Below are 24051 nucleotides of genomic sequence, written 5' to 3'. Positions count from 1 at the left end.
TGTGCCGTCGCTTCCAGCGCTTGAGCCGGCGGCCCCGGAAAGGTACGCGCCGGCGGGGCTATCGCCGGTCGAGTTCGCCGAGGAGCCAGGTGCACAGCTCTTCGGTGATCTTGGTGTGCTCCTCGTTCCGGGAGGCGCACAGGAACGCGTCGAGTTCGCTCTCGCCCGGGTCGAGGGCGTCGATGTCGGTGTTCAGCAGGGCGGTGGTGTCCAGGTCACGGACGGCCACCGCGCTGACCGAGGGCACGAAGCAGATCTCGGGGACCGGGGCCACGGCGCTGCCGGGGATCAGCTTGTTGATGGTGTTGGCGGCGATACCGAAGGAGGCCAGCGTCCCGCCGGGAGCGCCGTCGATCTCCGGGAACCCGTCGGTGGTGATCGACTCGTCCTTCCCGAAGTTCGCCTTCAGTTCGGCGACCAGGGCGTCATCACCCTCGGACTGGGTGTAGATGATGGTGCCGGGGAACAGAATCCCGGTGGTGCGGAACGCTTTCGCAGCGGGCTCGATCCCCGTGCCCTGGCCGTTCCCGGTGCCGTTGGCGACGCCGATCTTCCGCGGTTGCATCGGCCAGCCGCCGACGCGGTCCAGGGCGGCGAGGAAGTCGGAGCGTGCCTTGTCCTGCCCGGGAGTGCCGTCCACCGTCTCGATGTGCCGCCACATCAGCTCGCGGGAGGCCGGGCTGTTGATCTGGTCCGAGAGTGCGCTGTTGGCCGGGTTGCCGCGCTTGATGTAGTGCGCGAACGCCTGCAGACCGATCGGCACCCACGCGCCGCGGTGGGGGCTGTCGTAGGAGAAGTACATCCCGGTCTGGTGATCCATCTTCTGGGTCTCCATGCGCGCCAGGGCATAGCGGGTGACCAGACCGCCCATGCTGAACCCGCCGACCACCAGCGGTTCGTCGCCCGTGCGCTCGTCGATCAGCCTCGTGATCGCCTCGATCACATACCCGGCGTTGTCGAGGATCGACGCGGAACGCTCCCCGTAGCCGAAGATGACCGCGTCCCGCCCGCGCTCGTGCAACTGGCTCATCAGCGGGTACTCGCCCCGCTCGAAGCCGTGGTAGAGCTCGTCCAGACTGCTGGGCCCCACGTTGAAGCCGTCGGCCATCAGCACCGGCCGCTGCACACCGCTGTGGCCCTTGCCGTAGTACACCCAGGCGGTGCCGTCATAGACCGGCACGTAGTCTTCCTGGCCCTCCTCGTCCGCGTTCAGGTGCCGCCCGAAGTGCCACGTCTCGTCCGGTGCCGGGGCCGGTGGTGGCTTCGGCTGGTCCAGCGGGGCCACCAGGCCGATAGAACCGACGAACTGCTGCTCGCGGGCTGCCTTCTCATTGCTCACTGCGATTGTTCCCCTTTCTTCGGGCCGCACGACGGCCCCGGTGGCGTACGCCACCGGGGCCGTGATGCGGCCGTGCGACTTGGATGTGAGGCTCATCATCAGGGGACAAAAACGGATGTTCGGGTTCCCTCGCACGATCATCATCACCATGAGTGATTCCCGGCCCCCCGGGTTTGGCCCGGCGGCCGAGCCGGTCGGCACTCGAACCAGACCGTCTTGCCACCCCCGGGTCCCGGCCCCACACCCCACTTGTCGACCACCGCGTCGAGCAGCACGAGCCCGCGCCCGCCCTCCGCCTCCGGCGACAACTCGGTGGGCACGCGGGGTGGTTGCGGGGAGCCGTCCGCGAGCTCCACCCTCACGCCTGCCGTCTGCCGCAGCACCAGCAACGCGCAGCGCCGGTCCGGGACATGGCGTACGACGTTGGCGACCAGCTCGGTCACGGCCAGCTCCACGGAGTCGGCCAGCTCCGTCAAGTCCCACTCCTCCAGCAGCGACCTGACGATCCGCCGGATATGCCGGGCCGAGTGTGCGCCGACGGTGATCCGCATCGCGTACTGGGCGGGGCGGGGGCCCAGGAGGGTGGGGGGAATATGTTCGTTCACGCTACGAGACTGACCTCGCGCGACTACGCTCGGCTACGGAACGAATACAACGGGTCCCGGAGTGGACCGAGTTGCGCACGAGAGGGGCCGTACGTGACCCATATCAACATCCTCGACCCGGGCGCGTCCCCGCTCGACTACTACGGGTTCGAGTTGCGACGCCATCGCGAGTCCGCGGGCCTGACACAGCGGCAGCTCGGCGACATCGTCAACTACACCGGCTCACTGGTCGGCCAGATCGAGACGGCGAGGAAGCTGCCGACGCCGGAGTTCAGCGAGCGGGTGGACGCGGCGCTGGGAACGGGTGGGTTACTGTCCCGGCTGGTCGGACTGGTGATGCGTAGTCAACTTCCGGCCTGGTTCCAACAGGTGGCGGAGTTGGAGGCGCGGGCGGTCGAGATCTGCACGTTCCAGACCCACATGGTCCATGGCCTTCTCCAGACCGGGGCGTACGTACGTGCTGTGCTCGGCACCATGGACCAGAACGACCTCGACGACCGCACCGCCGTACGGCTGGCCCGTCAGCGCATCTTCGGGAAGAGCGAACCGCCGGTCCTGTGGATGGTCCTCAGTGAGGCCGCGCTACGCCAGGAGATTGGCGACCCGGAAACCATGTGTGGGCAACTGGAGCACCTTTTGCACTTCGAGAGCAATCCCCGGCTCAACATCCAGGTGCTGCCGTTCTCAACTGGAGCGCATGCGGGACTGCAAGGCTCGTTTACCATCTTTCGCTTCGCGAGCGACCCGGACATCGTCTACACCGAGGGCTATGGCAGCGGGCATCCAACCGCCAATCCGGACACCGTCAAAGACTGCTCGCTCCGTTACGATCACCTTCGGGCCGCCGCGCTCTCCCTCGGGGACTCGGCGGAGCTGATCCGCCGCGTGATGGAGGAACGCTATGCAGAGCAACGCGATAACGACGGGGATCCAGTGGCGTAAGTCCAGCTACAGCGGCGACCAGGGCGGCGAGTGCGTCGAATGCGCACCCATCGGCCCCCTGACCTGGCGCAAGTCCACGCACAGCAGCGACCAGGGCGGCGACTGCCTAGAGATCGCCGAAACCCCGGACACCACCATCGCCGTACGAGACTCAAAAAACCCCACCGGCCCGATCCTCACGATCGCCCCCGCCGCCTTCGCCACCTTCGTCTCGTGGACTACAACCGCTGGATGATCGTCCCGGTGGCCAGTCCACCACCCGCGCACATGGTGATCAGCGCGAACTCCTTGTCCCGTCGCTCCAGTTCGTGCAGGGCAGTAGTGATCAGCCGGGCACCCGTCGCCCCGACCGGGTGCCCGAGCGCGATCGCACCGCCGTTCACGTTGACCTTCTCCAAGTCCTGCTCGAAGACCTGTGCCCAGCTCAACACCACTGAAGCGAAGGCCTCGTTGATCTCCACGAGGTCGATGTCCTTCAAAGACATCCCGGCCTTGCCCAGCACCGCGCGCGTCGCGTCGATCGGGCCGTCCAGATGGAAGTGCGGGTCCGAACCCACCAGTGCCTGGGCCACGATCCGCGCCCTCGGGCGCAGCTTCAGCGCCCGGGCCATCCGCTTGGACGCCCAGAGGATCGCCGCCGCGCCGTCCGAGATCTGCGAGGAGTTGCCCGCCGTGTGGACGGCGGTCGGCATCACCGGCTTGAGGCCCGCCAGCGCTTCCATGGACGTGTCGCGGAGTCCCTCGTCGCGGTCGACGAGGCGCCACATGCCCTGTCCGGCCCGCTGTTCGTCCTCGGTGGTCGGCACCTGGACGGCGAAGGTCTCGCGCTTGAAGCGTTCCTCCGCCCAGGCGTTCGCGGCGCGCTCCTGGGAGACGAGCCCGAGCGAGTCGACGTTCTCGCGCGTCAGGCCACGATTTCGCGCGATGCGCTCGGCGGCCTCGAACTGATTGGGCAGGTCCACGTTCCACTCGTCCGGGAACGGCTTTCCAGGTCCGTGCTTGGAGCCGGAGCCCAGCGGCACCCTCGACATCGCCTCGACGCCGCACGAGATGCCGACGTCGATGACGCCCGCCGCGACCATGTTGGCCACCATGTGCGAGGCCTGCTGCGAGGAGCCGCACTGGCAGTCGACCGTCGTCGCCGCCGTCTCGTACGGCAGGCCCATGGCGAGCCAGGCCGTGCGCGCGGGGTTCATGGACTGCTCGCCGGCGTGCGTCACCGTGCCGCCGACGATCTGCTCGACGCAGTCGGCGTGGATGCCGGTGCGGCCGAGGAGTTCACGGTAGGTCTCGCCCAGGAGATAGGCGGGGTGGAGGTTGGCGAGCGCGCCACCTCGCTTGCCGATGGGGGTGCGTACGGCTTCGACGATCACGGGTTCCGCGGCCATGGGGGCTCGTCCTCTCCTCAGGCCTGTCCGGCGGCCAGGCCCTGCTGACCCGCGCAGCGCGGGGCGTCCCGGCCCACCCACCGCGCAGAACTAGAACGCGTACCAGTTCTGTGTGCAGTCTGCGGATCCAAGCCCCCGCGCCGCAAGGGTCGTGCAGCGCCCGAAGTCGTGATCTGCACGAACTCCCCACGGAATTCGGGGCGCCGTACCCCTTGCGACTTGTAGAACCCGTTACTACCTTCACGGCAATTCCGGATTCCTGATGGACCGTCAGAATGGTGGGTGGTCGCCGATGCCCTGTCCCGCGCTGCCCGACGGGTTCGACTTCACCGACCCCGATCTGCTGCACCACCGCGTGCCCCTGCCGGAGTTCGCCGAACTGCGCCGGGCCGAACCCGTCCGCTGGATCCCCCAGCCGGCCGGTCTGGCCGGCTTCCAGGACGAGGGCTACTGGGCGGTCACCCGGCACGCGGACGTCAAGTACGTCTCCACGCACCCGGAGATCTACTCCTCCTACCTCAACACCGCGATCATCCGCTTCCACGAGCACATGCAGCGCGACGCGATCGACGCCCAGCGGCTGATCCTGCTCAACATGGACCCACCCGAGCACACCCGCGTCCGCCAGATCGTGCAACGCGGTTTCACGCCAAGGGCCATCCGAGCGCTGGAGGAACGGCTCCGCTCCCGTGCCCTCGCGATCGTCGAGGGCGCCCGCGCCCACTCGGGACCCTTCGACTTCGTCACCGAGGTCGCCTGCGAACTGCCCCTCCAGGCGATAGCCGAGCTGATCGGCGTCCCCCAGGACGACCGCATCAAGATCTTCGAGTGGTCCAACAAGATGATCGCGTACGACGACCCGGAGTACGCCATCACCGAGGAGGTGGGCGCCGAGTCGGCCGCCGAGCTCATCTCGTACGCCATGAACATGGCCGCCGACCGCAAGCAGTGCCCGGCGAAGGACATAGTCAGCACGCTGGTGGCGGCCGAGGACGAGGGCAACCTCGGTTCCGACGAGTTCGGTTTCTTCGTGCTGATGCTGTCGGTCGCCGGCAACGAGACCACCCGCAACGCCATCACCCACGGCATGCACGCCTTCCTCACCCACCCCGAGCAGTGGGAGCTGTACAAGAGCACCCGTCCGGCGACCACGGCCGAGGAGATCGTGCGGTGGGCGACCCCGGTCGTCTCCTTCCAGCGCACCGCCACCCAGGACACCGAACTCGGCGGCAAGCAGATCAAGAAGGGCGACCGCGTCGGCATCTTCTACGCCTCCGCCAACCACGACCCCGAGGTCTTCGAGAACCCGGACGCCTTCGACATCACCCGCGACCCCAACCCCCACCTCGGCTTCGGCGGCGGAGGCCCCCACTACTGCCTCGGCAAGTCCCTGGCCGTCCTCGAGATCGACCTCATCTTCAACGCGATCGCCGACGCGATGCCGGACCTCACCCTGGTCGGCGACCCGCGCCGGCTGCGCTCCGCCTGGATCAACGGCGTCAAGGAACTCCAGGTCGACGCCGGCTGACCGCACCGCACGCTCGGGCCGACGGACTCCCGGTGCCCGTCGGCCCGTCCCGCGGGAGGCAGGGGCATCCCCCTAGGCCCTGTCGCCGAACTCCCGTCTGCCCCGCGACGCCATGCACGCACTCTCGCCGCACCGGGCGAAAGCCCGAGTACATCCAGTACGAGGACTTCCGCCCGGCACGCCGAGAGCACGCACCTGACGCCGCGAGGCCCGCCCTTCGGGCGGACGACGGGAGTTTGACGACAGGACCTCGCCCCGCCCCTGCCTCCCCCGAGACGAACCTCCGATGAACGTCTCCGTTCCGTTTCGCGTCTTCCCCGGTGGCTCAGTCATCCCCCCACCTCCGAAGACAACCGACGCTTCGAACGGAACCGGTGCACCGTGGTCTCTGCCGAGCTGACCCCCGTCCGGCCCGGCCACCCGGCCGTACGCAGAAAACGCCCGCATCACGCGTTCTGGCTGCGCCACCGCCTCCCCCTCCTCGTCACCCTCCCCGTGCTGCCGCTGTACGCGGTGTGGTGGGCCTTCCTCGCGACCGGCGGTGGTGATCTCGCGGCCCAGGTGGCGTGGGCGGAGTTCGTGGCGCGGCACGGCGGATCGGCGTACAACCTCTTCTGGTACGGCGGGATGCACACCGCCAACTACAGCCTGATCTCGCCGTATCTGATGGCGGCGCTGGGTGTGCGCCCGGTGACGGTGGTCTCCGGGCTCGCCGCCACCTGGCTGGCCGCCGAGCTGATCGCCCGCACGGGGCTACGGCGGCCGGTGGGCCCGGCACTGCTGGCCTCACTCGCGCTGTGGTGCAACGTCGCCTCGGGGCGCACCACCTTCGCGCTCGGCGTCGCCCTCGGTCTCGCCGCCTGTGTCCTGCTGACGGGCGAGCGGCGGACACTGCCTGCGGCGGCGTACGCGGCACTGGCGACCATGGCGAGCCCGGTGGCCGGACTGTTCCTGGTGGTGGTGGGCGCCGGACATCTCGCCGTACGGGACCGGGTGCGGGCCGGGGTGCTGCTGGTGCCGCCGGTGGTCGTCGTCGGGGCGACCACGCTGCTGTTCCCCTTCGCCGGACAGCAGTTGATGCCCTCGGGCCGGATCTGGCCGCCCCTGCTGCTGGGGCTGACCGTCGCCACGCTGGCCCCGCGCGGCTGGCGGGTGGCCCGGTGGTGCGGGGTCGTGTACGCGGCCGGGACCGTGATGACGTATCTGATCGCCTCCCCGGTGGGGACGAACGTGGAGCGGTTCGCGGAGCTGTTCGCGCCCGCCGCGCTGCTTGCGGCGCTGCTCACCGCGCCCGGGCCGCACCTGGTGCGGCGGATCGCGCTGGTGGTGGCGCTCGTGCTCTCCGTCGCCTGGGTCGGGCAGAAGACCATGGACGACCTGGAGGTGTCCACGGCCGTGCCCGCCTGGGCCGCCGACACGCACGGTGTCGTACGGACGCTGGAGCGGCTCGGCGCCGGGCGTGGCCGTGTCGAGGTGGTCCCGGCCCGCAACCACCGCGAGGCCTCCACGCTCGCCCCGCATGTGAACCTGGCGCGCGGCTGGAACCGTCAGCTGGACATGGAGCGGGGACGGCTGTTCTACGACGGCACGTTCTCGGAGGCGACCTATCGGGCCTGGCTGGACCGCTGGGCGGTGGGATTCGTCGTGCTGCCGGCGGGGAAGCCGGACGGGTTCGCCGAGGCGGAGGCGCGGCTGGTGAGGAGCCGGCCCGCGTGGCTGGAACCGGTGTGGAGCGACGCCAACTGGCAGGTGCTGCGGGTGCGCGACGCCGTACCGCTGGTGTCGGCGCCCGCCTCCGTGCTGCGCACGACGAGCGCCGAGGTGGACGTACGGGTGCCGGTGCCCGGCCCGGTGACCGTGCGGGTCGCGTACTCGCCGTGGCTGCGCGCGCCGGGCGGCTGCCTGACACGGGACGGCGAGTTCACGCGGCTGACGGTGACCGAGCCGGGTGAGTACCGGATCAGCTCGGGGTACGCCCCGTCACCGGGACCGGATCCTTCGTGCTGACCTCCACGGGCTTCATCAGCGGCCTCGGCCGCGGCCCCTGGAGGAGGTAGGTCAGGCCGAAGCCCGCACCGACGACGGCCGCGCCGCCCATCGCGTCCAGCACCCAGTGGTTGCCGGTCGCCACGATCGCGGAGACGGTGAACAGCGGGTGCAGCAGGCCGAGCGCCTTCATCCACCACTTGGGCGCAAGGACCGCGATGACGACTCCGCACCACAGGGACCAGCCGAAGTGCAGCGAGGGCATCGCCGCGTACTGGTTGGTCAGCGCGGTCAGCGTGCCGTAGTCCGGCTTGGAGAAGTCCTGCACGCCGTGCACGGTGTCGATGATGCCGAGGCCCGGCATCAGGCGCGGTGGAGCGAGCGGGAAGAGCCAGAAGCCGAGGAGCGCGATCAGGGTGGCGAAGCCGAGCGCCGAGCGCGCCCAGCGGTAGTCGCCGGGGCGGCGGGCGTAGAGCACGCCGAGGACGGTGAGCGGGACGACGAAGTGGAACGACTCGTAATAGAAGTCGAAGAAGTCCCGCAGCCACTCGACCTTGAACACGGTGTGGTTGACCCAGTGCTCGATGTCGATGTGCAGGAACCGCTCGATGGAGAGGATCTGGTCGCCGTGGTGTTCGGCGGTGGTCCGGCCGCCCGCGTTGGTGCCGCCCGTCGCGGCGAGCCTGACCTGCTGGTAGGCGGAGTAGCCGACGCGTATCAGGAGCAGTTCGAGCAGCAGGTTCGGGCGGGTGAACACGCGGCCGAGGAAGGGGAGCAGCGGCAACCGCTTCCAGCGTGTGGGGACGGGCTGGGCGTAGTCGGTGGGGATCGGCGCCCGGTAGTACTCCGAGGTGCGGGAGAGGAACGGCACGATCGTGGCGGCGGCGAGGGCGGCGAGCAGCACCACGTTGTCGCGCAGCGGGAAGAGCGCCGCCATGTTCGGCAGCATCATCTTCGCGGGCAGCGTCATGACGAGGATGACGGCGACGGGCCACATGGGGCGGTCCGAGGTCTTCTTGCCGACCCTGCCGACCAGCGCGAGCAGCACCCACAACAGCTGGTGCTGCCAGGACGTGGGCGAGACGACGACGGCGACACAGCCGGTGATCGCCACGGCCAGCAGCAGCTGCCCGTCCCGTGCGTAGCGGATGGCGCGGCGCAGGCCGAGGGCGGCGACCGCGGCGCCGAGCAGCAGGAACAGGGTGATCTCCAGCGGGCCGTTGAGGCCGAGCCGCAGCAGCGCGCCGTGCAGCGACTGGTTGGAGAGGTCGTCGGCGTCCCCGCCGAGGCCGACGCCCGCCAGGTGGTGCACCCAGTAGGTGGTGGAGTCGTGCGGCATCACGGCCCAGGCGAGCGCGCCGAGGCCGGCGAAGGTGATCACGGTGGACTCGACGGCGCGGCGGCGCCCGGTGAACCAGAGCAGCGGCGCGAAGAGCAGCATGGTGGGCTGGAGGGCGGCGGCGACGCCGATCAGCAGGCCGCCGGCGCGCTCGCCCCGGACGGCGAAGCAGCCCAGCAGGACGAGCAGCACCGGGATGATGCTGGTCTGGCCGAGGTAGAGGGCGTTGCGCACCGGCAGCGACAGCATCAGCAGGCTGATCGCGACGGGCGCGGCGAGCAGGGCGGTGCGCCGGCTCACCGGCTGGGGCAGAGCGCGTGCGACGACCAGGCCGAGCACGACGACCAGCGAGAGGCTGCCGAAGGTCCAGCCCCAGCCGAGCGCCTGTTCGGCGGCGCGGGTGAGGGGTTTGAGGACGAATCCTCCGAAGGGGGTGCCGGTGAACTGCGTCGAGTCGTACAGCGATCCCTTCACATGCAGGACGCCATTGGGTCCGACCCAGGTCTCCAGGTCCGTCAGCCGGTCACCTTTCGGGGTGCTGAGCACGACGGTGACCTGCCGTATCGCGAGGACCGCGGCGATCACCCACAGCCCGATCCGGATCGCGCGCAGTCTCGCTCTCGCCGATTCCGCCGCCCCCGCCCCGAAGGCATTGCCCACTGTCCCGCCGTGCTCAACGTTCGCCACGCCCCGCCGACCCTCCCACCCCGTTTGTCCCGTTCACCCCGTGCGTCCCGTGCGTCCGGACTCCGACCGGACCTTACGAGGCTCGCACGCCCCGGTTGAGAGACGCAGGCAACCCCCTCTTCACCTGACGGCCTCCCGCCTTTTGTCCGGATGACGATAGTGCGCGCACGGTTCCGGCTCCCCCCTTCGTTCGCGACATAGCTCACAGACGGGCCCCGGAAAAGCGGTGCGCGGCCGGGCCTGCACCCCTGCGTACGGCGCATTTACTTGCACTATGCATCGAGTTGCCTACGGCACGTTACGCGGACGAGTGCCCCTATGGTCGCTTTTCGGCCCACTTCCGGGTGAGCCACTTCCCCGTCCCCTACGAAAGGCATGCCCTTGCCGTCCGCCACAGCAGTCACCCCCGCCGTGCCCCGACCCCGGACCCCCGCGCCGCCCGAGGCCTACGTCACCGATCCGGCCCTGGTCAAGCGGGCCGTCAAGGCGGCGGCCCTCGGCAACGCGATGGAGTGGTTCGACTTCGGTGTCTACAGCTACATCGCGGTGACGCTGGGCAAGGTCTTCTTCCCCTCCGGCAACCCCACCGCGCAGCTGCTGTCCACCTTCGGCGCCTTCGCCGCGGCCTTCCTCGTCCGCCCGCTCGGCGGCATGGTCTTCGGCCCGCTCGGCGACCGCGTCGGCCGCCAGAAGGTCCTCGCCCTCACCATGATCATGATGGCGGCGGGCACCTTCGCGATCGGCCTGATCCCCTCGTACGCCACGATCGGCGTCGGCGCTCCCCTGCTGCTGCTCGCGGCCCGGCTCGTCCAGGGCTTCTCGACCGGCGGCGAGTACGCGGGCGCCTCCACCTTCATCGCCGAGTACGCGCCCGACAAGAAGCGCGGCTTCTTCGGGAGCTGGCTGGAGTTCGGCACGCTCGCCGGATACATCGGCGGCGCCGGCCTGGTCACCCTCATGACCGCCTTCCTGTCCACCGAGGACCTGCTGTCCTGGGGCTGGCGCGTCCCGTTCCTGATCGCGGGCCCGATGGGCATCATCGGCCTGTATCTGCGAATGCGCCTGGAAGAGACCCCGGCGTTCGCGGCGGAGCTGGCGAAGGCCTCCAAGAAGGAGGCGGACCGCCCCAAGGTGCGGCTGCGCGAGATGGTCGCGGGACAGTGGCGCGCGCTGCTGCTCTGCGTCGGCCTGGTGCTGGTCTTCAACGTCACCGACTACATGCTGCTGTCGTACATGCCGAGCTATCTGACGAGCGAGCTGAAGTACGACGAGACGCACGGCCTGCTGGTCGTCCTCGGCGTGATGGCGCTGATGATGATCGTCCAGCCCTTCGCGGGCGCGCTGACCGACCGGATCGGCCGCCGCCCGGTGATCGCCGCGGGCTGCGTCGGCTTCCTCGCCCTGTCCGTCCCGGCGCTCCTGCTGATCCGCCAGGGCAGTCTGCTCGCGGTCGCGCTCGGCATGGGCGCGCTGGGCCTGCTGCTGGTCTGCTTCACCTCCGCGATGCCCGCCGCGCTCCCCGCGCTCTTCCCGACGAAGGTCCGCTACGGCTCGCTGTCCATCGGCTTCAACGTCTCCGTCTCGCTCTTCGGCGGTACGACCCCGCTGGTGACCACGGCGCTCATCGGGGCGACCGGGAACATGATGATGCCCGCCTACTACATGATGGCCGCGGCCATCATCGGCGGTGTCGCGGTGTGGTTCATGACCGAATCGGCGGGGCGTCCGCTGCCGGGCTCCGCACCCGCCGTGTAGCTTTGCCCGTGGGACTAGTTAGCGCATCTAACTAGGCATACGAAAGGCATGGTTCATGAGCGAGTCGCAGCTCTGGAACGAAGTCGACGACTACTTCGCCACCCTCCTCGCCCCCGCCGACGAGGCACTGACGGCGGCCCTGCGCGACAGCGACGCCGCAGGGCTGCCGCAGATCGCTGTCGCGCCGAACCAGGGCAAGCTGCTCCAGCTGCTCGCCGAGATCCAGGGCGCCCGCCGCATCCTGGAGATCGGCACCCTCGGCGGCTACAGCACCATCTGGCTGGGCCGCGCGCTCCCGGCGGACGGCCGGCTGATCACCTTCGAGTACGACGCCACGCACGCCGAGGTCGCCCGCCGCAACCTCGCCCGCGCGGGCCTCGACAAGATCACCGAGGTGCGGGTGGGCCCCGCGCTGGAGTCGCTGCCGAAGCTGGCCGAGGAGAACCCGGAGCCGTTCGACTTCGTGTTCATCGACGCCGACAAGGTGAACAACCCGCACTACGTCGAGTGGGCCCTCAAGCTCACCCGCCCCGGCAGCCTGATCGTCGTCGACAACGTCGTGCGCGGCGGGCGGGTCACCGAGGCGGGCAGCGCCGAACCGAGCGTGCGGGGCACCCGGGCCGCACTCGAACTGATCGCCGCCCACCCGAAGTTGAGCGGTACGGCGATCCAGACGGTGGGCAGCAAGGGGTACGACGGGTTCGCGCTGGCGCGCGTGCTGGCCTGACGCGCGTTTCCCCCTCCGAGGCGCTCAGGTCCCCCTCCGGGGGGCGCTCAGGCCTCGTGGTAGAAACCCACGTTCACGCTGTGCGGTCCTGTGCGGTCGAGGATGACGATCTCCCCCGAACCGCCCGCGGGGAGCTTCGCCGTCCCGCCGTACGGGACGGCCTGGGTCGGCAGTCCGGCCAGCGTCAGCCGTACCTCGGCGGAGGGCTCCGGGCGCGACCCGTGCAGCCAGGTGACCTGCCAGGTGCCGTCCGGGCCGCACAGGAACTCCAGGTGGACCCGGGAGACGAACAGCCAGTCGTCGGGGGTCGCGAGCCGGCACACGGCCCGGTCCCGGCCCACCCGCAGCACGGCTCCGGGGTCGCTCGGCGCGTCGGCCATCAGCATTCCGGCCGTCGCACCAGCGTCCGCCCCGGTGACCGAGGCCATGGTGAGTTCGAGCACGTGCGCTCCTTCGAGTTACAGCGTTCATCCGGTCGCGGCGCGGCGCTTCAACCCTCCTGGTACCGAGTGTGGTTGACGCGCCGCCGCCGCATGATAAATCGCCCGATCGTCCGATCGTGTGTCGTACGGCACAATGGACGCATGACCGAACGGAAGCCACCCGGGGTCAGCTTCGAGACCTGGGTCGACCGACAGATCCGTGAGGCGGAGGCCCGCGGCGAGTTCGCGGACCTGCCCGGTGCGGGCAAGCCCATGCCCGAGGTGACCGACACCTCGTACGACGAACTGTGGTGGATCAAGCGGAAGATGGCCCGCGAGGGGCTGTCGGTCCTGCCGCCGACGCTGGCCCTGCGCAAGGAGGCCGAGGACGCGCTCGCGGCGGCGGCGGTGGCGCCCTCGGAGCGGGTCGTACGCCGGATCGTCGAGGACATCAACGCCAAGATCCGCGAGGTCATGTTCAAGCCGCCGCCGGGACCTCCTCTCGGCCTCAAGCCGTACGACGTGGACGAGATCGTCCGGGAGTGGCGCGAGCGCCGGGCCGGATGACCCCGTCGACGGGTGAGGCCGCGCCCCGGAACATGGTCCGGGGCGCGGCCTCGCTGTGGCACTCGACGGTTCGGCCTCCTGTTTCGGCCTCCTGCTCTGTCTCCTACAGATGCAGGAGCCGCTCGGTGACCTCGCGGTAGTCGCGCAGGGCGAGCCGCAGCTTCTCGGTGTCGGCCGTGTCGCTCTCACCGGCTGCCTGCCAGGTCGTCCGCAGGTTGCGGCGGCGCCGGGTCATGGCGTCCGTGAACTCTGTGGTCAGCTCCTCCAGGACGTGGTCCGCCTCCTCGACGGACGCCCGCGGGCCGTCCACGAACCCACCGACCGCGTGCTGCAGCCGCAACGAGTACTTGTCGCACTCGTCGTGCGACAGCAGCGCCCCGTCGCCATCACCCCGCGGACCGGTACCGCGCTGCTCCGCGGGGGTGGGGCCGCTCTGCCCGGCACGGGCGGGTTCACCCTGCGCCCCGCGGGCGAACTCCGCCTGCCCGGCACGGGTGGGGTCGCCCTGCCCTGTGCGGGCGAACTCCGCTTCCTCGGCGCGCCTGGATTCCGGCTGCCCGGCGCGAGCGGGGTCACCGCCCTGTCCGGCGCGGGCGGAATCCTGCTGCCCGGCCGCCCGCATGTCGGCGCCCCGTCCGGCTCGGGTGTCGCGGTCGTCGGCGGGCATGCTCCGCGTGTCGCCGGCTGTCGAGCGGGACGGGTTCGCGGTCTCGCGGGATCCCATGCCGCCGGGGACCTCACCGGGGTCGCGGACGGCCGGGTCGGCCGGGGTGCCGGGTCCGGTCGCCGGAGCGTCCTGGGCGTCCTGGGCGTGCCGGTGGACGAGGGGGTCGACGTCCCCGCGACCCGTCATCGCCTCGCGACGCGGAGTGTTCTCGTTGCCGTTGTCCGAAGTCATCCTCTTCACTTCCTCAACTCCCCTTCGCATGACGCCTGGTCAGTACCGACGGAACATGGGCTCGGTGGGAACGTTCGTCCGGGACGGATTCCGCGGCAGGGGCGGTGTCCTGGCGGGCGTCCTCGCGAACCGGGGCCAGCAGCTCCTCGAAGAGTGCGCGGGCGTCCACCATGGACGCGCGGAGTTCCTCCGTGCTGCCGTCGGCGCCCGAGGCGGGGGCGTACGTGGCCTGGTGTACGCGCCGGTAGCCGTGCAGATGGTGTCCGTGGTGGACGGAGAGCGCGTCGAGCTGCTCCTCGTAGCGCTCGCCGTCGGGGAAGCCCCGTGCGCCGGCCAGTTCGGCGACCAGCCGGTCCGCCTCGGCCACCGCCTCCTGGGGCGAGTCGACGAAGCGTTCCTGAACGGCCCCCCAGCGGGCCGCGTACTCGTCGCGGGCCGCGGGCTCCAGCGGCCGTTCACGCAGCGAGCCGTGCCGCTTCACCCGCTCGGCGAGGTCACGCTCGGCGGCCCTGGCGTCGCCGTCGTGCTGGGCGACGGCACGGTCGTACTCGGGCCCGAAGCGCCGCCGCAGTGTGCGCCCGCCCTGCGGCCTGCGGGCCAAAAGGATCAGCACGGCCGCGACGACGGCGACCGCCACGATCACGATCACGATCAAAGCGATGATGAGGCCTGTGGACATGGGTGCCTTCCGGGGTTCTCGACCCGACGGGCCGGTTCGAGGACCGGGTTGCCCGGAACCCCGCACTCAAACGAACCCACCACGGACCCCACCACTGACCCCACCACGGATCCCTCACGCATCCGCCATGGACCCGTCACGGACGCTCCCTCAGCGGCGCCCCGCCGAAATCCGCTTGCGGCAAGGGTGCTGCGCCTCCCGACAATGGCACCCATGACCTGGACCATCGCTCCCGAGCCCTTCGACTCCTCCGTCGCCGCCGCACTGTGGCGCGCGTACTACACGGAGGTCAGCGACCGCTGGTACCTGCTGCACGAGGGGCACCCGACCGACCCCGAGGAACTGGAGCGGGAGATCGCGGCGGCCACGGGTGCCGAGTTCCAGGCACCCGGCGGGGTGCTGCTGGTCGCGCGGTACGTCGGCGACCCCGGCGGCATGGCCGGGGTGCGGATGCTCGACGCCACGACGGGTGAGCTGAAGCGCGTGTTCGTGCGCGAGCAGCTGCGCGGCAGAGGCGGCGCGCCACTGCTGCTCGCGGCGGCCGAGGAGGCGGCGCGCGGCCTCGGCGCCGAGCGGCTGGTTCTCGACACCCGGGGCGACCTGACGGAGGCACGCGCCCTGTACGCGCGGCACGGCTACGAGGAGTCCGAGCCGTACAACGACGAGACCTACGCCGACCACTGGTTCACGAAGAAGCTGACGCCCTGAAGCGGTTCACGACGAGACCGACGCCCTGAAGCGGTTCACGAAGAAGCTGACGCCCTGAAGCGGTTCACGACGAGACCGACGCCCTGAAGCGGTTCACGACGAGACCGACGCCCTGAAGCGGTTCACGACGAGACCGACGCCCTGGAGGCCGGCGGAGAAGTCACGCCGGTGTCCCGCGCGGATGCGCACGCGGCACCGTCCCGGCGTGCGGCCGCTCCCCGTCGGAGCCGCACAGCTCGCCGTTCAGCTCCTTGACCAGCTTGGTCAGATCGGTCGGACGGTCCGGACCCCACCAATCGCCGAGCAGCTCCGCCAGGGACTCCTCACGGGCCTTGGCCAGCCTCCCGGCGACCTCGCGGCCTTCGTCCGTGAGGACGAGGTCGAGCCCTTCGCGGGCGGCTAGGCGGCGCTCCTCCAACTGCCGGGCCGCGGCCAGTACGACGGGCAGCGGTACGGTGCTGCGCTCGGCCAGCAGCGCGGGCTCCGCCCAGCCGTACTTCTTGATCCGCAGCAGCAGCCAGCTCGCGGCGGGCAGCAGGTCGTACCCGGCGCGCGCGGCGATCTTCTCGTAGATCTCCCGCCGCCCCTCCCGGGTGCCGAGCAGGGAAAGCGCGCGGCACACCTCGTCGTACGACGACCGCTCCACGGGATTGGTGGCGAGCGTCTCGGTGATGTCGGGTGCCGTGACCGAACCCCGCAGCTTGTCCTCGCGCAGGAACCAGGCCAGGACGAAGCCGAGCAGGGCGACCGGGGCGGCGTACAGGAAGACGTCGGTGATCGACGAGGCGTACGCGTGCAGGACGGGCTGGCGGAGCGCGGACGGCAGGTCGGCGATGCCCTTCGGGTCTGCCTTGAGGCTGTTCGGCGTGATGCCGGCGGGGAGTCGCCTTCCGCTCAGCACGGCCACCAGGTTGTCGCCGAGGCGGCTCGCGAAGACGGTGCCGAAGATGGCCACGCCGAACGAAGCGCCGATGGACCGGAAGAAGGTGGCACCCGAGGTGGCGACGCCCAGATCCTCGTACGAGACCGCGTTCTGCACGATCAGGACCAGGACCTGCATGACCAGGCCGAGGCCCAGGCCGAAGACGAGGAAGTACACGCTCATCTCTCCGGTACTGCTGTGCTCGTCGAGCTGGTGGAGCAGGAGCAGACCGAGCGCCGTGACACCGGTGCCCGCGATGGGGAAGACCTTCCAGCGTCCGGTACGGCTGACGATCTGCCCGGAGACGGTCGAGGACAGCAGCAACCCGAACACCATGGGCAGCATGTACACGCCGGACAGGGTGGGGCTCACACCCCGGACGACCTGGAGGAAGGTCGGCAGATAGGTCATCGCGCCGAACATCGCGAAACCGACGATGAAGCTGATGACGGCGGAGAGGGTGAAGGTGCGGATACGGAAGAGCCTGAGGGGCAGGACGGGTTCGGCCGCCCGCTGCTCCACCGCCACGAAGGCCACGGCGAGCAGGACACCGAGCACCGCGAGACCGATGATCTGCGGCGAGCTCCAACCCCAGGTGGTGCCGCCGAGCGAGGCCACGAGAACGAGACAGGTGGCGACCGCGGCGATGAGGAACGTGCCGAGGTAGTCGATAACGTGCTTGGCGGACTTTTTCGGGATGTGCAGGACCGCCGCGATCACGATGAGCGCGACCACGCCGACCGGAAGGTTGATGTAGAAGACCCAGCGCCAGCTGAGGTGCTCGGTGAACAGCCCGCCGAGCAGTGGCCCGAGCACGCTCGTCGCACCGAAGACGGCTCCGAACAGCCCCTGGTACTTGCCCCGTTCGCGCGGCGAGACGACGTCGCCGACGATCGCCATGGACAGCACGATGAGCCCACCGCCACCGAGGCCCTGAAGGGCCCGGAAGCCGATCAACTCACCCATGTTCTGCGCCATTCCGCACAATGCGGACCCGACGAGGAAGATCACGATCGCGGCCTGGAACAGCTTCTTCCGGCCATACTGGTCGCCGAGTTTGCCCCACAGCGGAGTGGCCGCGGTCGAGGCGAGCAGATACGCGGTGACCACCCACGACAGGTGCTCGAGCCCGCCCAGGTCACTGACGATGGTGGGCAGCGCGGTCGACACGATCGTCTGGTCGAGGGCGGCCAGCAGCATGCCGAGCAGCAGCGCGCCGATCGAGACGACGACGCTGCCGTGCACCGGCGCCTCCTTGGCGTCGACGGCGGCCGCCGAGCGCCTCCGCACGGCCGACTCGTTCACACCGTACGGGGGGTCATGCGGCGGCGCGTCCGGGTCGTGCACATCACCGGGTGTCTCGCCCGTCATGCGGACCTCCCATGAGCCCCTGGGGTCTCGGTCACCCTCCATGGTGGTCGGTATGGCGGGTTATGGCCTGTTGAAGCTTGCAACGCGTGCGGAAGGCGGGATTCCGGGGGCTCCTGGGAGAAGGTGTGGTGGATGTGACTAACCTCGGGAGTTCCGAGGGGGCGAGTCTCAGGGGGAGGGACCCAACGCGTGACTGAACCGAACGGGCATGTCTGCCCCGAGTGCGCCGCGCCCCGGACGCCGGACGGCACCCCGTCCTGCGCCTGCACCCGGCGCGCGTCCGACGCCCTGCGCGACGCGCGCACGGCGGAGGCGGCAGCGGCGGAGGACTTCGATCCCCTGCGCATACGCCCGTACGTGGATCTGCCGGCGACCGAGTCCTCTCCCTCCCCCGCCACCATGCGTCTGCGTACGGTGCCGTCGGAGGCCGCCACCGCCGCACGACACGTCGGCTCCGGGAACGAACCCCCGTACCCGCCCCCGGCCCCCTTCCCGGAGGAACCTCCCCGGCGCCGACGGCGCACGGCCCTGCTGGCCGTGACCGGGGCCGCGGTGGCGGTCGTGGCGGCGGCGGGGTTCGCGAGCGGGCTGTTCTCGTACGACGCCCCCGCGCGGGACAGGGCACTGCCGGACGATGTACGGGCGAGCGTGCCGGACCCGTCACCGACGCCGACATCGGCGCCGTCGTCCCCGTCGTCACGATCAGACTCGGGGTCGGCCCCCGAGGGCGCCACATCCCCCACAACCACGGCAACGACAACGACCGCGCCACCCCCGTCCCCCAGCGGAAGCCCGTCCCCCTCGGCGTCGGCGTCGGCGACGCGATCACAGCCGCCCACGCCCTCACCGTCATCTACACCCACGCCCACCGCGGCCGCATCGTTGGCGCCTGGCCAGGGCTCCACGGGCGATCAGCCCGCCCAGACCCTGCGCCGCGGCGACAAGGGCTCCGAGGTCACCGAACTCCAACTGCGCCTGCGCCAGTTGTCCCTCTACACCGGCAAGGCCGACGGTACGTACTCCGGCCAGGTCGAGGACGCGGTACGCCGCTATCAGTGGGCGCGTGGCATCAGGGGCGACGAGTCCGGGGTGTACGGGGCGGCGACGCGGGCGAGCCTCGAGGGTGAGACGAGGACGCCGTAACGGTCCGGGGGGTTCGGTGAATTCGTCGACTGCGGCCCGGCGGGGGCCGATCGCGCAGTTCCCCGCGCCCCTGAGACGGGGCTGCGCCCCGCATCCCCCGCCCGCCCGATCCGTGCGGCTGTCGGCCGCTGGAGGCTGAGCGGGGCTTCGCCCCGCGTCCCCCCGCCCGCGCGATCGGCTTGACTGCGGGACGGTGGGGGCTTGGCGCGCAGTTCCCCGCGCCCCTCACGGGGCGCTCTTGTCGGCGCCGGTTCGTATGTTCAGCCCGTCCGGCGTTTGAGGACGAGGCCGTTCAGGCCGATGGGAGGGCCGGGGCGCAGCCCCGTGGCCCAGGGGCGCGGGGAACTGCGCGATCGGCCCCCCACTCGCCCGCAGCCGACGGACACACTCCCGGGGTCTGGGGGCGGAGCCCCCAGGGATGGGACGGGCAGGGGCGGCGGGGGCGAGGAAACCGGGCGTCAGCCGACGTGCAGGCGTATCGTCCCGTCCCCGACAACCTCCACCCGCACCTGCGTCAGATCACGCACGACGACATCCGGACGATGGAAGCCGGCCCGGGGCCCCACCCCGACCACCCGCATCCCGGCACCCCGCCCGGCGGAAATCCCGGCCCCCGAGTCCTCGAAGACGACACAGTCCTCCGGCGCCACACCCAACTCGGCGGCGCCCTTCAGAAAACCCTCTGGATCAGGCTTGCTCGCACCGACGGACTCCGCGGTGACCCGCACATCGGGCATCCCGAGCCCGGCGGCAGCCATCCGCGCCGTCGACAGCCCCACATCCGCGGAGGTGACAAGGGCATGCGGCACCCCGCCCAGCGAGGCAAGGAACTCCGCGGCACCCGGAATCGCGACGACCCCGTCCATGTCGGCGGTCTCCTCGGCGAGCATGCGCGCGTTGTCGGCGTAGTTCTGCTCCATCGGCCGGTTCGGCAGCAGGACCGCCATCGACGCGTACCCCTGCCGCCCGTGGACGACCTTCATGACCTCGCCCCCGTCCAGCCCGTGCCGCTCGGCCCAGCGGCGCCAGCAGCGCTCGACCACGGCGTCCGAGTTGACGAGGGTGCCGTCCATGTCGAGCAGGAGGGCGCGGGCGGTCAGAACGGTGGTGGCCGTCATCGGCAGGCTCCAGGGCGCGCGGGCAGGGGCCGGGGGCGTCCATTGGATCAGCACCGGGTCCCCCGGGGACAAGGCGGCCCCGCCCGCCGGTCAGGGAGTGCGGACGGGAGCCACTTTGTTTCTCTACGATACAAAACAAGGGGGTCCGGCGCCACCACCTCCGACCAGGACGAGCCGCGGGCCCTTCGCCGGCACCCCGACGAGCGGGGCGCCGGCGGCTCAGACCGCCACCGCCTCGTACAGACTCCAGACCCCCAGCGCCAGCATCAGCATGGCCGCGACCTTGGTGATGAGCTCCAGCGGAACCCGCTTCATCAGGGCCTTGCCGCCGACGATGCCGAGTCCGGCCACCGCCCAGAGCGCGAGCACCGCACCGAGGCCGACCGAGAGCGGGTCGTCGTACCGGGCCGCGAGGTTCGCCGTCATGATCTGCGTGAGGTCACCGAACTCGGCGACCAGGATGAGCATGAAGCCCGCCCCCGAGACCTTCCAGAAGCTCTGGTTCGCGGGATCGCGGATCTCCTCCTCGTCCTCGCCCTTCTTCAGGAGCAGCACGGCGGCACCGGCGAGGAACAGCACACCCGTGATCGCGTGCACGATCTGCTGCGGCAGCAGGGTCAGCACACTGCCCGCGGCGACGGCGAGCGCGACGTGCACGGCAAAGGCGGCGGCGACGCCCACGAAGACGTACGAGGCGCGATAGCGGGTGCCGAGGACGAGCCCGGCGAGCGCCGTCTTGTCCGGCAGCTCGGCGAGGAAGACGACGCCGAAGACGAGCGCCATCACGGTGATGCTGATCAAAATCCCTCAATCGGTCGGGGCTGCCCCACCGAGAGTGCTGTGACTGCTGCGCGACACCTCGGCACGGCAGCACACATCGGCGCCCGCACGAGGAGGACGTACGCGCGGACGGTGCACTGCTCTGCCGAAGGTCTCGCTGGCCGACCGTGACGGTCTGCCTCCGGGCGCCGGCTCAGACGAGCTGAGCAGTATGTCGACGGTCCGGCGAAGAGCTACTCCCCTTCTGCGCCATCCATCCTACGGGATGACGAAACGGGCCGGACAGGGCCATAGGTCCCGAGCCCCTCGCACAACGCCTCCGAGCCCGCTCCCCGATCCGCAGAAACCGACTACCCCGAACCCCTTGGCATGTCATGCCCGCGTCACTAGTTTCTTACCTGTCTCACACCTTCCGGAAATGCGGCACCGCGAGCATGGGCCCGCTCGCCCCAACGTCCCCCCACCTCAAGGGAGTTCGCATGCCAAAGGTCTACGCGCGTCGACGGCTGAGCATACTCGCAGCCTTCACCGGCCTGATAGCCATGGTCGGGATTTTCAACGGCCCGACCGCCTCCGCCGCGCTCCCCACCCCGGTCAGCGCCGCCACCGCGCGCACCTACCTCGCCTCGCTCACCGTGGCGACGGAGAACCGCACCGGCTACGACCGTGATCTCTTCCCCACCTGGATCACCATCAGCGGCACCTGCAACACCCGTGAGTACGTCCTCAAGCGCGACGGTTCGAACGTCGTCACCAACTCCGCCTGTACCGCCACCAGCGGCACCTGGTACTCGGTCTACGACGGCGCCACCTGGACCGCCGCCTCCGACCTGGACATCGACCACCTCGTCCCGCTCGCCGAGGCCTGGGACTCCGGCGCCAGCGCCTGGACCACCGCCCAGCGCCAGGCCTTCGCCAACGACGTGACCCGTCCGCAGCTCATCGCCGTCACGGACAACGTGAACCAGCAGAAGAGCGACCAGGACCCGGCCGAGTGGATGCCCCCGCTCAGCTCCTACGCCTGCACCTACGTCCGCGCCTGGGTCCAGGTGAAGTACTACTACAACCTCAAGGTCGACTCGGCGGAGAAGAGCAAGCTCAGCTCGGTCCTCAGCGGCTGCTGATCCCCGCACCGATCCCCCCACGGATCCCCACCGGTCCCCTCCCCCCACGGAAACCGGCGCAGTTCCCGGAACCTCCCCGCTCATCTCCGTCGTTCCGTACCGTACGGGGGCGACGGAGAGGGGTGATCGCCTTGGCGGAACTGCGCCTGGGACCGCTGCTGAGGTACGTCGACGGCTCGTCCGCGACCTTCTGGGTCGAGGCGAGCCGTCCGTGCACCGCCGAGGTGCGCTGCGCCGACGGCGCCCGCGGCTCGGCCCGCACCTTCCAAGTCGCCGGGCACCACTACGCGTTGGTGCCGGTGAGCGGTCTGACCCCGGGCACGGACACCGCCTACGAAGTGCTGCTGGAGGGCGTCGGTGTCTGGCCGCTGCCCGACTCCCCCTTCCCGCCCTCGGTCGTCCGCACCCGGGGCGAGGAAGACGCCGTCCGTGTCACCTTCGGCTCCTGCCGCTGGGCCGCGCCGCCCGCGGACGAGAAGGACCCGGTCGGGCCCGACGCGCTGGACACGCTGGCGGCCCGTATCGCGAGCGAGCCCGAGAGCGAACGGCCGGACGTCCTGCTCCTGTTGGGCGACCAGGTGTACGCCGACGAGACCTCGAAGGCCACCCGGCGCTGGCTCGCCGCCCGCCGCAACCTCGCGGACCCGCCGGGCGACCAGGTCGCGGACTACGAGGAGTACACCCGCCTCTACTACGAATCGTGGCTCGACCCGGAAGTCCGCTGGCTGCTGTCGACCGTGCCCAGCTGCATGATCTTCGACGACCACGACGTGATCGACGACTGGAACACCAGCGCCTCCTGGCTCACCGACATGCGGGCCACGGTGTGGTGGCGCGAGCGGCTGATGAGCGGCCTGATGTCGTACTGGGTCCACCAGCACCTCGGCAACCTCTCACCGCGCGAACTCGCCGAGGACGCCCTGTACGCCGCCGTCCGCGAGACCCCCGACGGCACCGACGTGCTGAGCGCCTTCGCCGCCCAGTCCGACGCCGATCCGGCCTCCGTCCGCTGGAGCTACCGCCGCGACTTCGGCCGCGTACGGCTGCTGATGGTGGACACCCGGGCGGCCCGCGTGCTGGCCGAGGACCGGCGGGCGATGCTGGACCCGGGCGAGGAGCGGTGGCTGCGCGAACAGGCGCTGGACGCGCCCGGCTCCTGCGACCACCTGCTGATCGGCACCTCACTGCCCTGGCTGCTCCCCCACCTCGTGCACGACGCCGAGGCATGGGACGCCGCCCTGTGCCGGGGTGAACGGGGCCCGCGCTGGGCCCGGTTCGGGGAGAAGCTGCGCCGCCGGGCCGACCTGGAGCACTGGGCGGCCTTCCCCGCGTCCTTCGCCGCGCTCACGGAGCTGATCGCCGAGGCCGGTTCCGGGCCGGACGCCCCGGCGACGGTGTCCGTGCTGTCCGGAGACGTCCACCACGCCTATATCGCCGAGCCCCATTGGCCTTCCGGGGCCTCCGGGACGCCCGACTCCCCCCGCTCCCCCGACGCCCGCGTCCTCCAGCTGACCTGCTCCCCCGTCCACAACTCCATCCCCCTCTCCATACGGCTCGGCTTCCGCTTCGGGTGGAGCGCGGTCGGGCGGGCGATCGGGCGCCGGTTCACCGGACACGGCAAGTGCGGCCGGCCATCCGTCGACTGGCGTAGAACGGGCGGCCCTTGGTTCGGCAACCAGCTCATGACCCTGACCATGCACGGACGTTCGGTCCGGCTGCGGCTGGAGCAGGCCCGCGCGGGGAAGGGCGGGGGCGCCGCCCGGCTGCGGACGGTCATGGAGTCCGATATCGGTTCACGAACGTCCGAGATCGGTTCGTGAGCGTCCGCGGTCAGTTCGCGAGCGTCCGCGGTCGGTTCATGAGCGTCCGCGGTCAGTTCGCGAGCGTCCGCAGTCGGTTCGCGAGCGTCCGCGGTCGGTTCATGAGAGTCCGCAGTCGGTTCGCGAGCGTCCGCGGTCGGTTCATGAGAGTCCGCAGTCGGTTCGCGAGCGTCCGCGGTCGGTTCATGAGAGTCCGCAGTCGG

21 protein-coding genes are annotated in these 24051 nt (G+C 70.5%); 11 read left to right on the top strand and 10 right to left on the bottom strand.

Translation table 11 applies throughout. The features are described from left to right. Positions 1-58 precede the first annotated feature (58 nt). Positions 59-1339, bottom strand: coding sequence for a hypothetical protein (locus ABZ656_RS40905; RefSeq protein ID WP_101405420.1), 1281 nt, complete (start codon positions 1337-1339; stop codon positions 59-61). A gap of 143 nt (positions 1340-1482) precedes the next feature. Beyond that, positions 1483-1944, bottom strand: coding sequence for an ATP-binding protein (locus ABZ656_RS40900; RefSeq protein WP_360275299.1), 462 nt, complete (start codon positions 1942-1944; stop codon positions 1483-1485). A gap of 93 nt (positions 1945-2037) precedes the next feature. On the opposite strand from ABZ656_RS40900, the gene ABZ656_RS40895 reads away from it, so the two are divergent. Together ABZ656_RS40895 and ABZ656_RS40890 are read left to right on the top strand one after the other, a co-directional pair. Next, a complete protein-coding gene (locus ABZ656_RS40895) occupies positions 2038-2886 on the top strand; it encodes a helix-turn-helix transcriptional regulator (protein WP_360275296.1) in 849 nt (282 codons plus the stop codon). Beyond that, positions 2846-3121, top strand: a complete 276-nt coding sequence (locus ABZ656_RS40890) for a DUF397 domain-containing protein (protein WP_360275293.1) — start codon at positions 2846-2848, stop codon at positions 3119-3121. Before ABZ656_RS40895 ends, ABZ656_RS40890 begins: the two co-directional genes overlap by 41 nt. On the opposite strand, the gene ABZ656_RS40885 is transcribed toward ABZ656_RS40890, so the two are convergent. Then, a complete protein-coding gene (locus tag ABZ656_RS40885; RefSeq protein ID WP_075026617.1) occupies positions 3105-4274 on the bottom strand; it encodes a steroid 3-ketoacyl-CoA thiolase in 1170 nt (389 codons plus the stop codon). The two genes, ABZ656_RS40890 and ABZ656_RS40885, sit on opposite strands and share 17 nt — an antisense overlap. A gap of 292 nt (positions 4275-4566) precedes the next feature. Between ABZ656_RS40885 and ABZ656_RS40880 the strand changes: the two genes are divergently transcribed. Together ABZ656_RS40880 and ABZ656_RS40875 are read left to right on the top strand one after the other, a co-directional pair. Then, positions 4567-5802, top strand: coding sequence for a cytochrome P450 (locus ABZ656_RS40880; RefSeq protein ID WP_101405417.1), 1236 nt, complete (start codon positions 4567-4569; stop codon positions 5800-5802). A 459-nt stretch (positions 5803-6261) separates the two neighbouring features. Beyond that, complete coding sequence (locus ABZ656_RS40875; protein ID WP_360275311.1) at positions 6262-7809, top strand: hypothetical protein; 1548 nt, start codon at positions 6262-6264, stop codon at positions 7807-7809. On the opposite strand, the gene ABZ656_RS40870 is transcribed toward ABZ656_RS40875, so the two are convergent. Next, positions 7763-9814, bottom strand: a complete 2052-nt coding sequence (locus ABZ656_RS40870) for a bifunctional glycosyltransferase 87/phosphatase PAP2 family protein (protein WP_360275290.1) — start codon at positions 9812-9814, stop codon at positions 7763-7765. The genes ABZ656_RS40875 and ABZ656_RS40870 overlap by 47 nt on opposite strands. A 381-nt stretch (positions 9815-10195) precedes the next feature. On the opposite strand from ABZ656_RS40870, the gene proP reads away from it, so the two are divergent. Both proP and ABZ656_RS40860 read left to right on the top strand, forming a co-directional pair. Further along, positions 10196-11569, top strand: a complete 1374-nt coding sequence (gene proP, locus ABZ656_RS40865) for a glycine betaine/L-proline transporter ProP (RefSeq protein ID WP_360275308.1) — start codon at positions 10196-10198, stop codon at positions 11567-11569. Between the two features lie 55 nt (positions 11570-11624). Continuing rightward, positions 11625-12296 (top strand): O-methyltransferase, encoded by a 672-nt coding sequence (locus ABZ656_RS40860; protein ID WP_101405415.1) that lies wholly within the window; start codon positions 11625-11627, stop codon positions 12294-12296. A gap of 47 nt (positions 12297-12343) precedes the next feature. Here ABZ656_RS40860 and ABZ656_RS40855 read toward each other — a convergent pair whose 3' ends face one another. Next, the gene (locus ABZ656_RS40855) at positions 12344-12739 is read right to left on the bottom strand and encodes an FHA domain-containing protein (protein ID WP_101405414.1); all 396 of its coding nucleotides are present in this window, start codon (positions 12737-12739) and stop codon (positions 12344-12346) included. A gap of 141 nt (positions 12740-12880) precedes the next feature. On the opposite strand from ABZ656_RS40855, the gene ABZ656_RS40850 reads away from it, so the two are divergent. After that, positions 12881-13285, top strand: a complete 405-nt coding sequence (locus ABZ656_RS40850; protein WP_101405413.1) for a DUF1992 domain-containing protein — start codon at positions 12881-12883, stop codon at positions 13283-13285. 103 nt (positions 13286-13388) lie between these two features. Here the strand turns inward: ABZ656_RS40850 and ABZ656_RS40845 are convergent, their stop codons facing one another. Both ABZ656_RS40845 and ABZ656_RS40840 read right to left on the bottom strand, forming a co-directional pair. Continuing rightward, on the bottom strand, positions 13389-14183 hold the full coding sequence (locus ABZ656_RS40845; protein WP_360275286.1) for a hypothetical protein: 795 nt from the start codon (positions 14181-14183) through the stop codon (positions 13389-13391). A 13-nt stretch (positions 14184-14196) separates the two neighbouring features. Further along, positions 14197-14862: a hypothetical protein gene (locus ABZ656_RS40840; protein WP_101405412.1), complete on the bottom strand. Its 666-nt coding sequence runs from the start codon at positions 14860-14862 to the stop codon at positions 14197-14199. A gap of 204 nt (positions 14863-15066) precedes the next feature. Here ABZ656_RS40840 and ABZ656_RS40835 point away from each other — a divergent pair, with 204 nt between their 5' ends. Next, entirely contained in the window at positions 15067-15570 is a 504-nt protein-coding gene (locus ABZ656_RS40835) for a GNAT family N-acetyltransferase (RefSeq protein WP_101405411.1), read from the top strand. Between the two features lie 160 nt (positions 15571-15730). On the opposite strand, the gene ABZ656_RS40830 is transcribed toward ABZ656_RS40835, so the two are convergent. After that, on the bottom strand, positions 15731-17692 hold the full coding sequence (locus ABZ656_RS40830) for an MDR family MFS transporter (RefSeq protein WP_360275305.1): 1962 nt from the start codon (positions 17690-17692) through the stop codon (positions 15731-15733). Between the two features lie 360 nt (positions 17693-18052). Between ABZ656_RS40830 and ABZ656_RS40825 the strand changes: the two genes are divergently transcribed. Continuing rightward, positions 18053-19006, top strand: coding sequence for a peptidoglycan-binding domain-containing protein (locus ABZ656_RS40825; RefSeq protein WP_101405409.1), 954 nt, complete (start codon positions 18053-18055; stop codon positions 19004-19006). A 458-nt stretch (positions 19007-19464) separates the two neighbouring features. Here ABZ656_RS40825 and ABZ656_RS40820 read toward each other — a convergent pair whose 3' ends face one another. After that, entirely contained in the window at positions 19465-20124 is a 660-nt protein-coding gene (locus ABZ656_RS40820; protein ID WP_180362537.1) for an HAD family hydrolase, read from the bottom strand. Positions 20125-20343: 219 nt separating this feature from the next. Continuing rightward, positions 20344-20925, bottom strand: a complete 582-nt coding sequence (locus ABZ656_RS40815) for a TMEM165/GDT1 family protein (protein WP_101405408.1) — start codon at positions 20923-20925, stop codon at positions 20344-20346. 458 nt (positions 20926-21383) lie between these two features. On the opposite strand from ABZ656_RS40815, the gene ABZ656_RS40810 reads away from it, so the two are divergent. Further along, entirely contained in the window at positions 21384-22028 is a 645-nt protein-coding gene (locus ABZ656_RS40810) for an HNH endonuclease family protein (RefSeq protein WP_099922917.1), read from the top strand. A gap of 131 nt (positions 22029-22159) precedes the next feature. Further along, the gene (locus ABZ656_RS40805) at positions 22160-23848 is read left to right on the top strand and encodes an alkaline phosphatase D family protein (RefSeq protein WP_360275302.1); all 1689 of its coding nucleotides are present in this window, start codon (positions 22160-22162) and stop codon (positions 23846-23848) included. The last annotated feature ends 203 nt before the right edge of the window (positions 23849-24051 follow it).

Origin of the sequence: Streptomyces sp. NPDC007095 (assembly GCF_040634475.1) — a bacterium.
GTDB lineage: Bacteria > Actinomycetota > Actinomycetes > Streptomycetales > Streptomycetaceae > Streptomyces.
This window is presented reverse-complemented; position numbering and strand designations above follow the sequence as displayed.

What these genes read in the sequence shown, in the direction of transcription:
- ABZ656_RS40820 (WP_180362537.1), bottom strand. Translation starts at nt 20,124, where the DNA reads ATGACGGCCACCACCGTTCTGACCGCCCGCGCCCTCCTGCTCGACATG.
- ABZ656_RS40860 (WP_101405415.1), top strand. Translation starts at nt 11,625, where the DNA reads ATGAGCGAGTCGCAGCTCTGGAACGAAGTCGACGACTACTTCGCCACC.
- ABZ656_RS40840 (WP_101405412.1), bottom strand. Translation starts at nt 14,862, where the DNA reads ATGTCCACAGGCCTCATCATCGCTTTGATCGTGATCGTGATCGTGGCG.
- ABZ656_RS40850 (WP_101405413.1), top strand. Translation starts at nt 12,881, where the DNA reads ATGACCGAACGGAAGCCACCCGGGGTCAGCTTCGAGACCTGGGTCGAC.
- ABZ656_RS40885 (WP_075026617.1), bottom strand. Translation starts at nt 4,274, where the DNA reads ATGGCCGCGGAACCCGTGATCGTCGAAGCCGTACGCACCCCCATCGGC.
- ABZ656_RS40890 (WP_360275293.1), top strand. Translation starts at nt 2,846, where the DNA reads ATGCAGAGCAACGCGATAACGACGGGGATCCAGTGGCGTAAGTCCAGC.
- ABZ656_RS40880 (WP_101405417.1), top strand. Translation starts at nt 4,567, where the DNA reads ATGCCCTGTCCCGCGCTGCCCGACGGGTTCGACTTCACCGACCCCGAT.
- ABZ656_RS40830 (WP_360275305.1), bottom strand. Translation starts at nt 17,692, where the DNA reads ATGCTGCTGGCCGCCCTCGACCAGACGATCGTGTCGACCGCGCTGCCC.
- ABZ656_RS40845 (WP_360275286.1), bottom strand. Translation starts at nt 14,183, where the DNA reads ATGACTTCGGACAACGGCAACGAGAACACTCCGCGTCGCGAGGCGATG.
- ABZ656_RS40810 (WP_099922917.1), top strand. Translation starts at nt 21,384, where the DNA reads ATGCCAAAGGTCTACGCGCGTCGACGGCTGAGCATACTCGCAGCCTTC.
- ABZ656_RS40835 (WP_101405411.1), top strand. Translation starts at nt 15,067, where the DNA reads ATGGCACCCATGACCTGGACCATCGCTCCCGAGCCCTTCGACTCCTCC.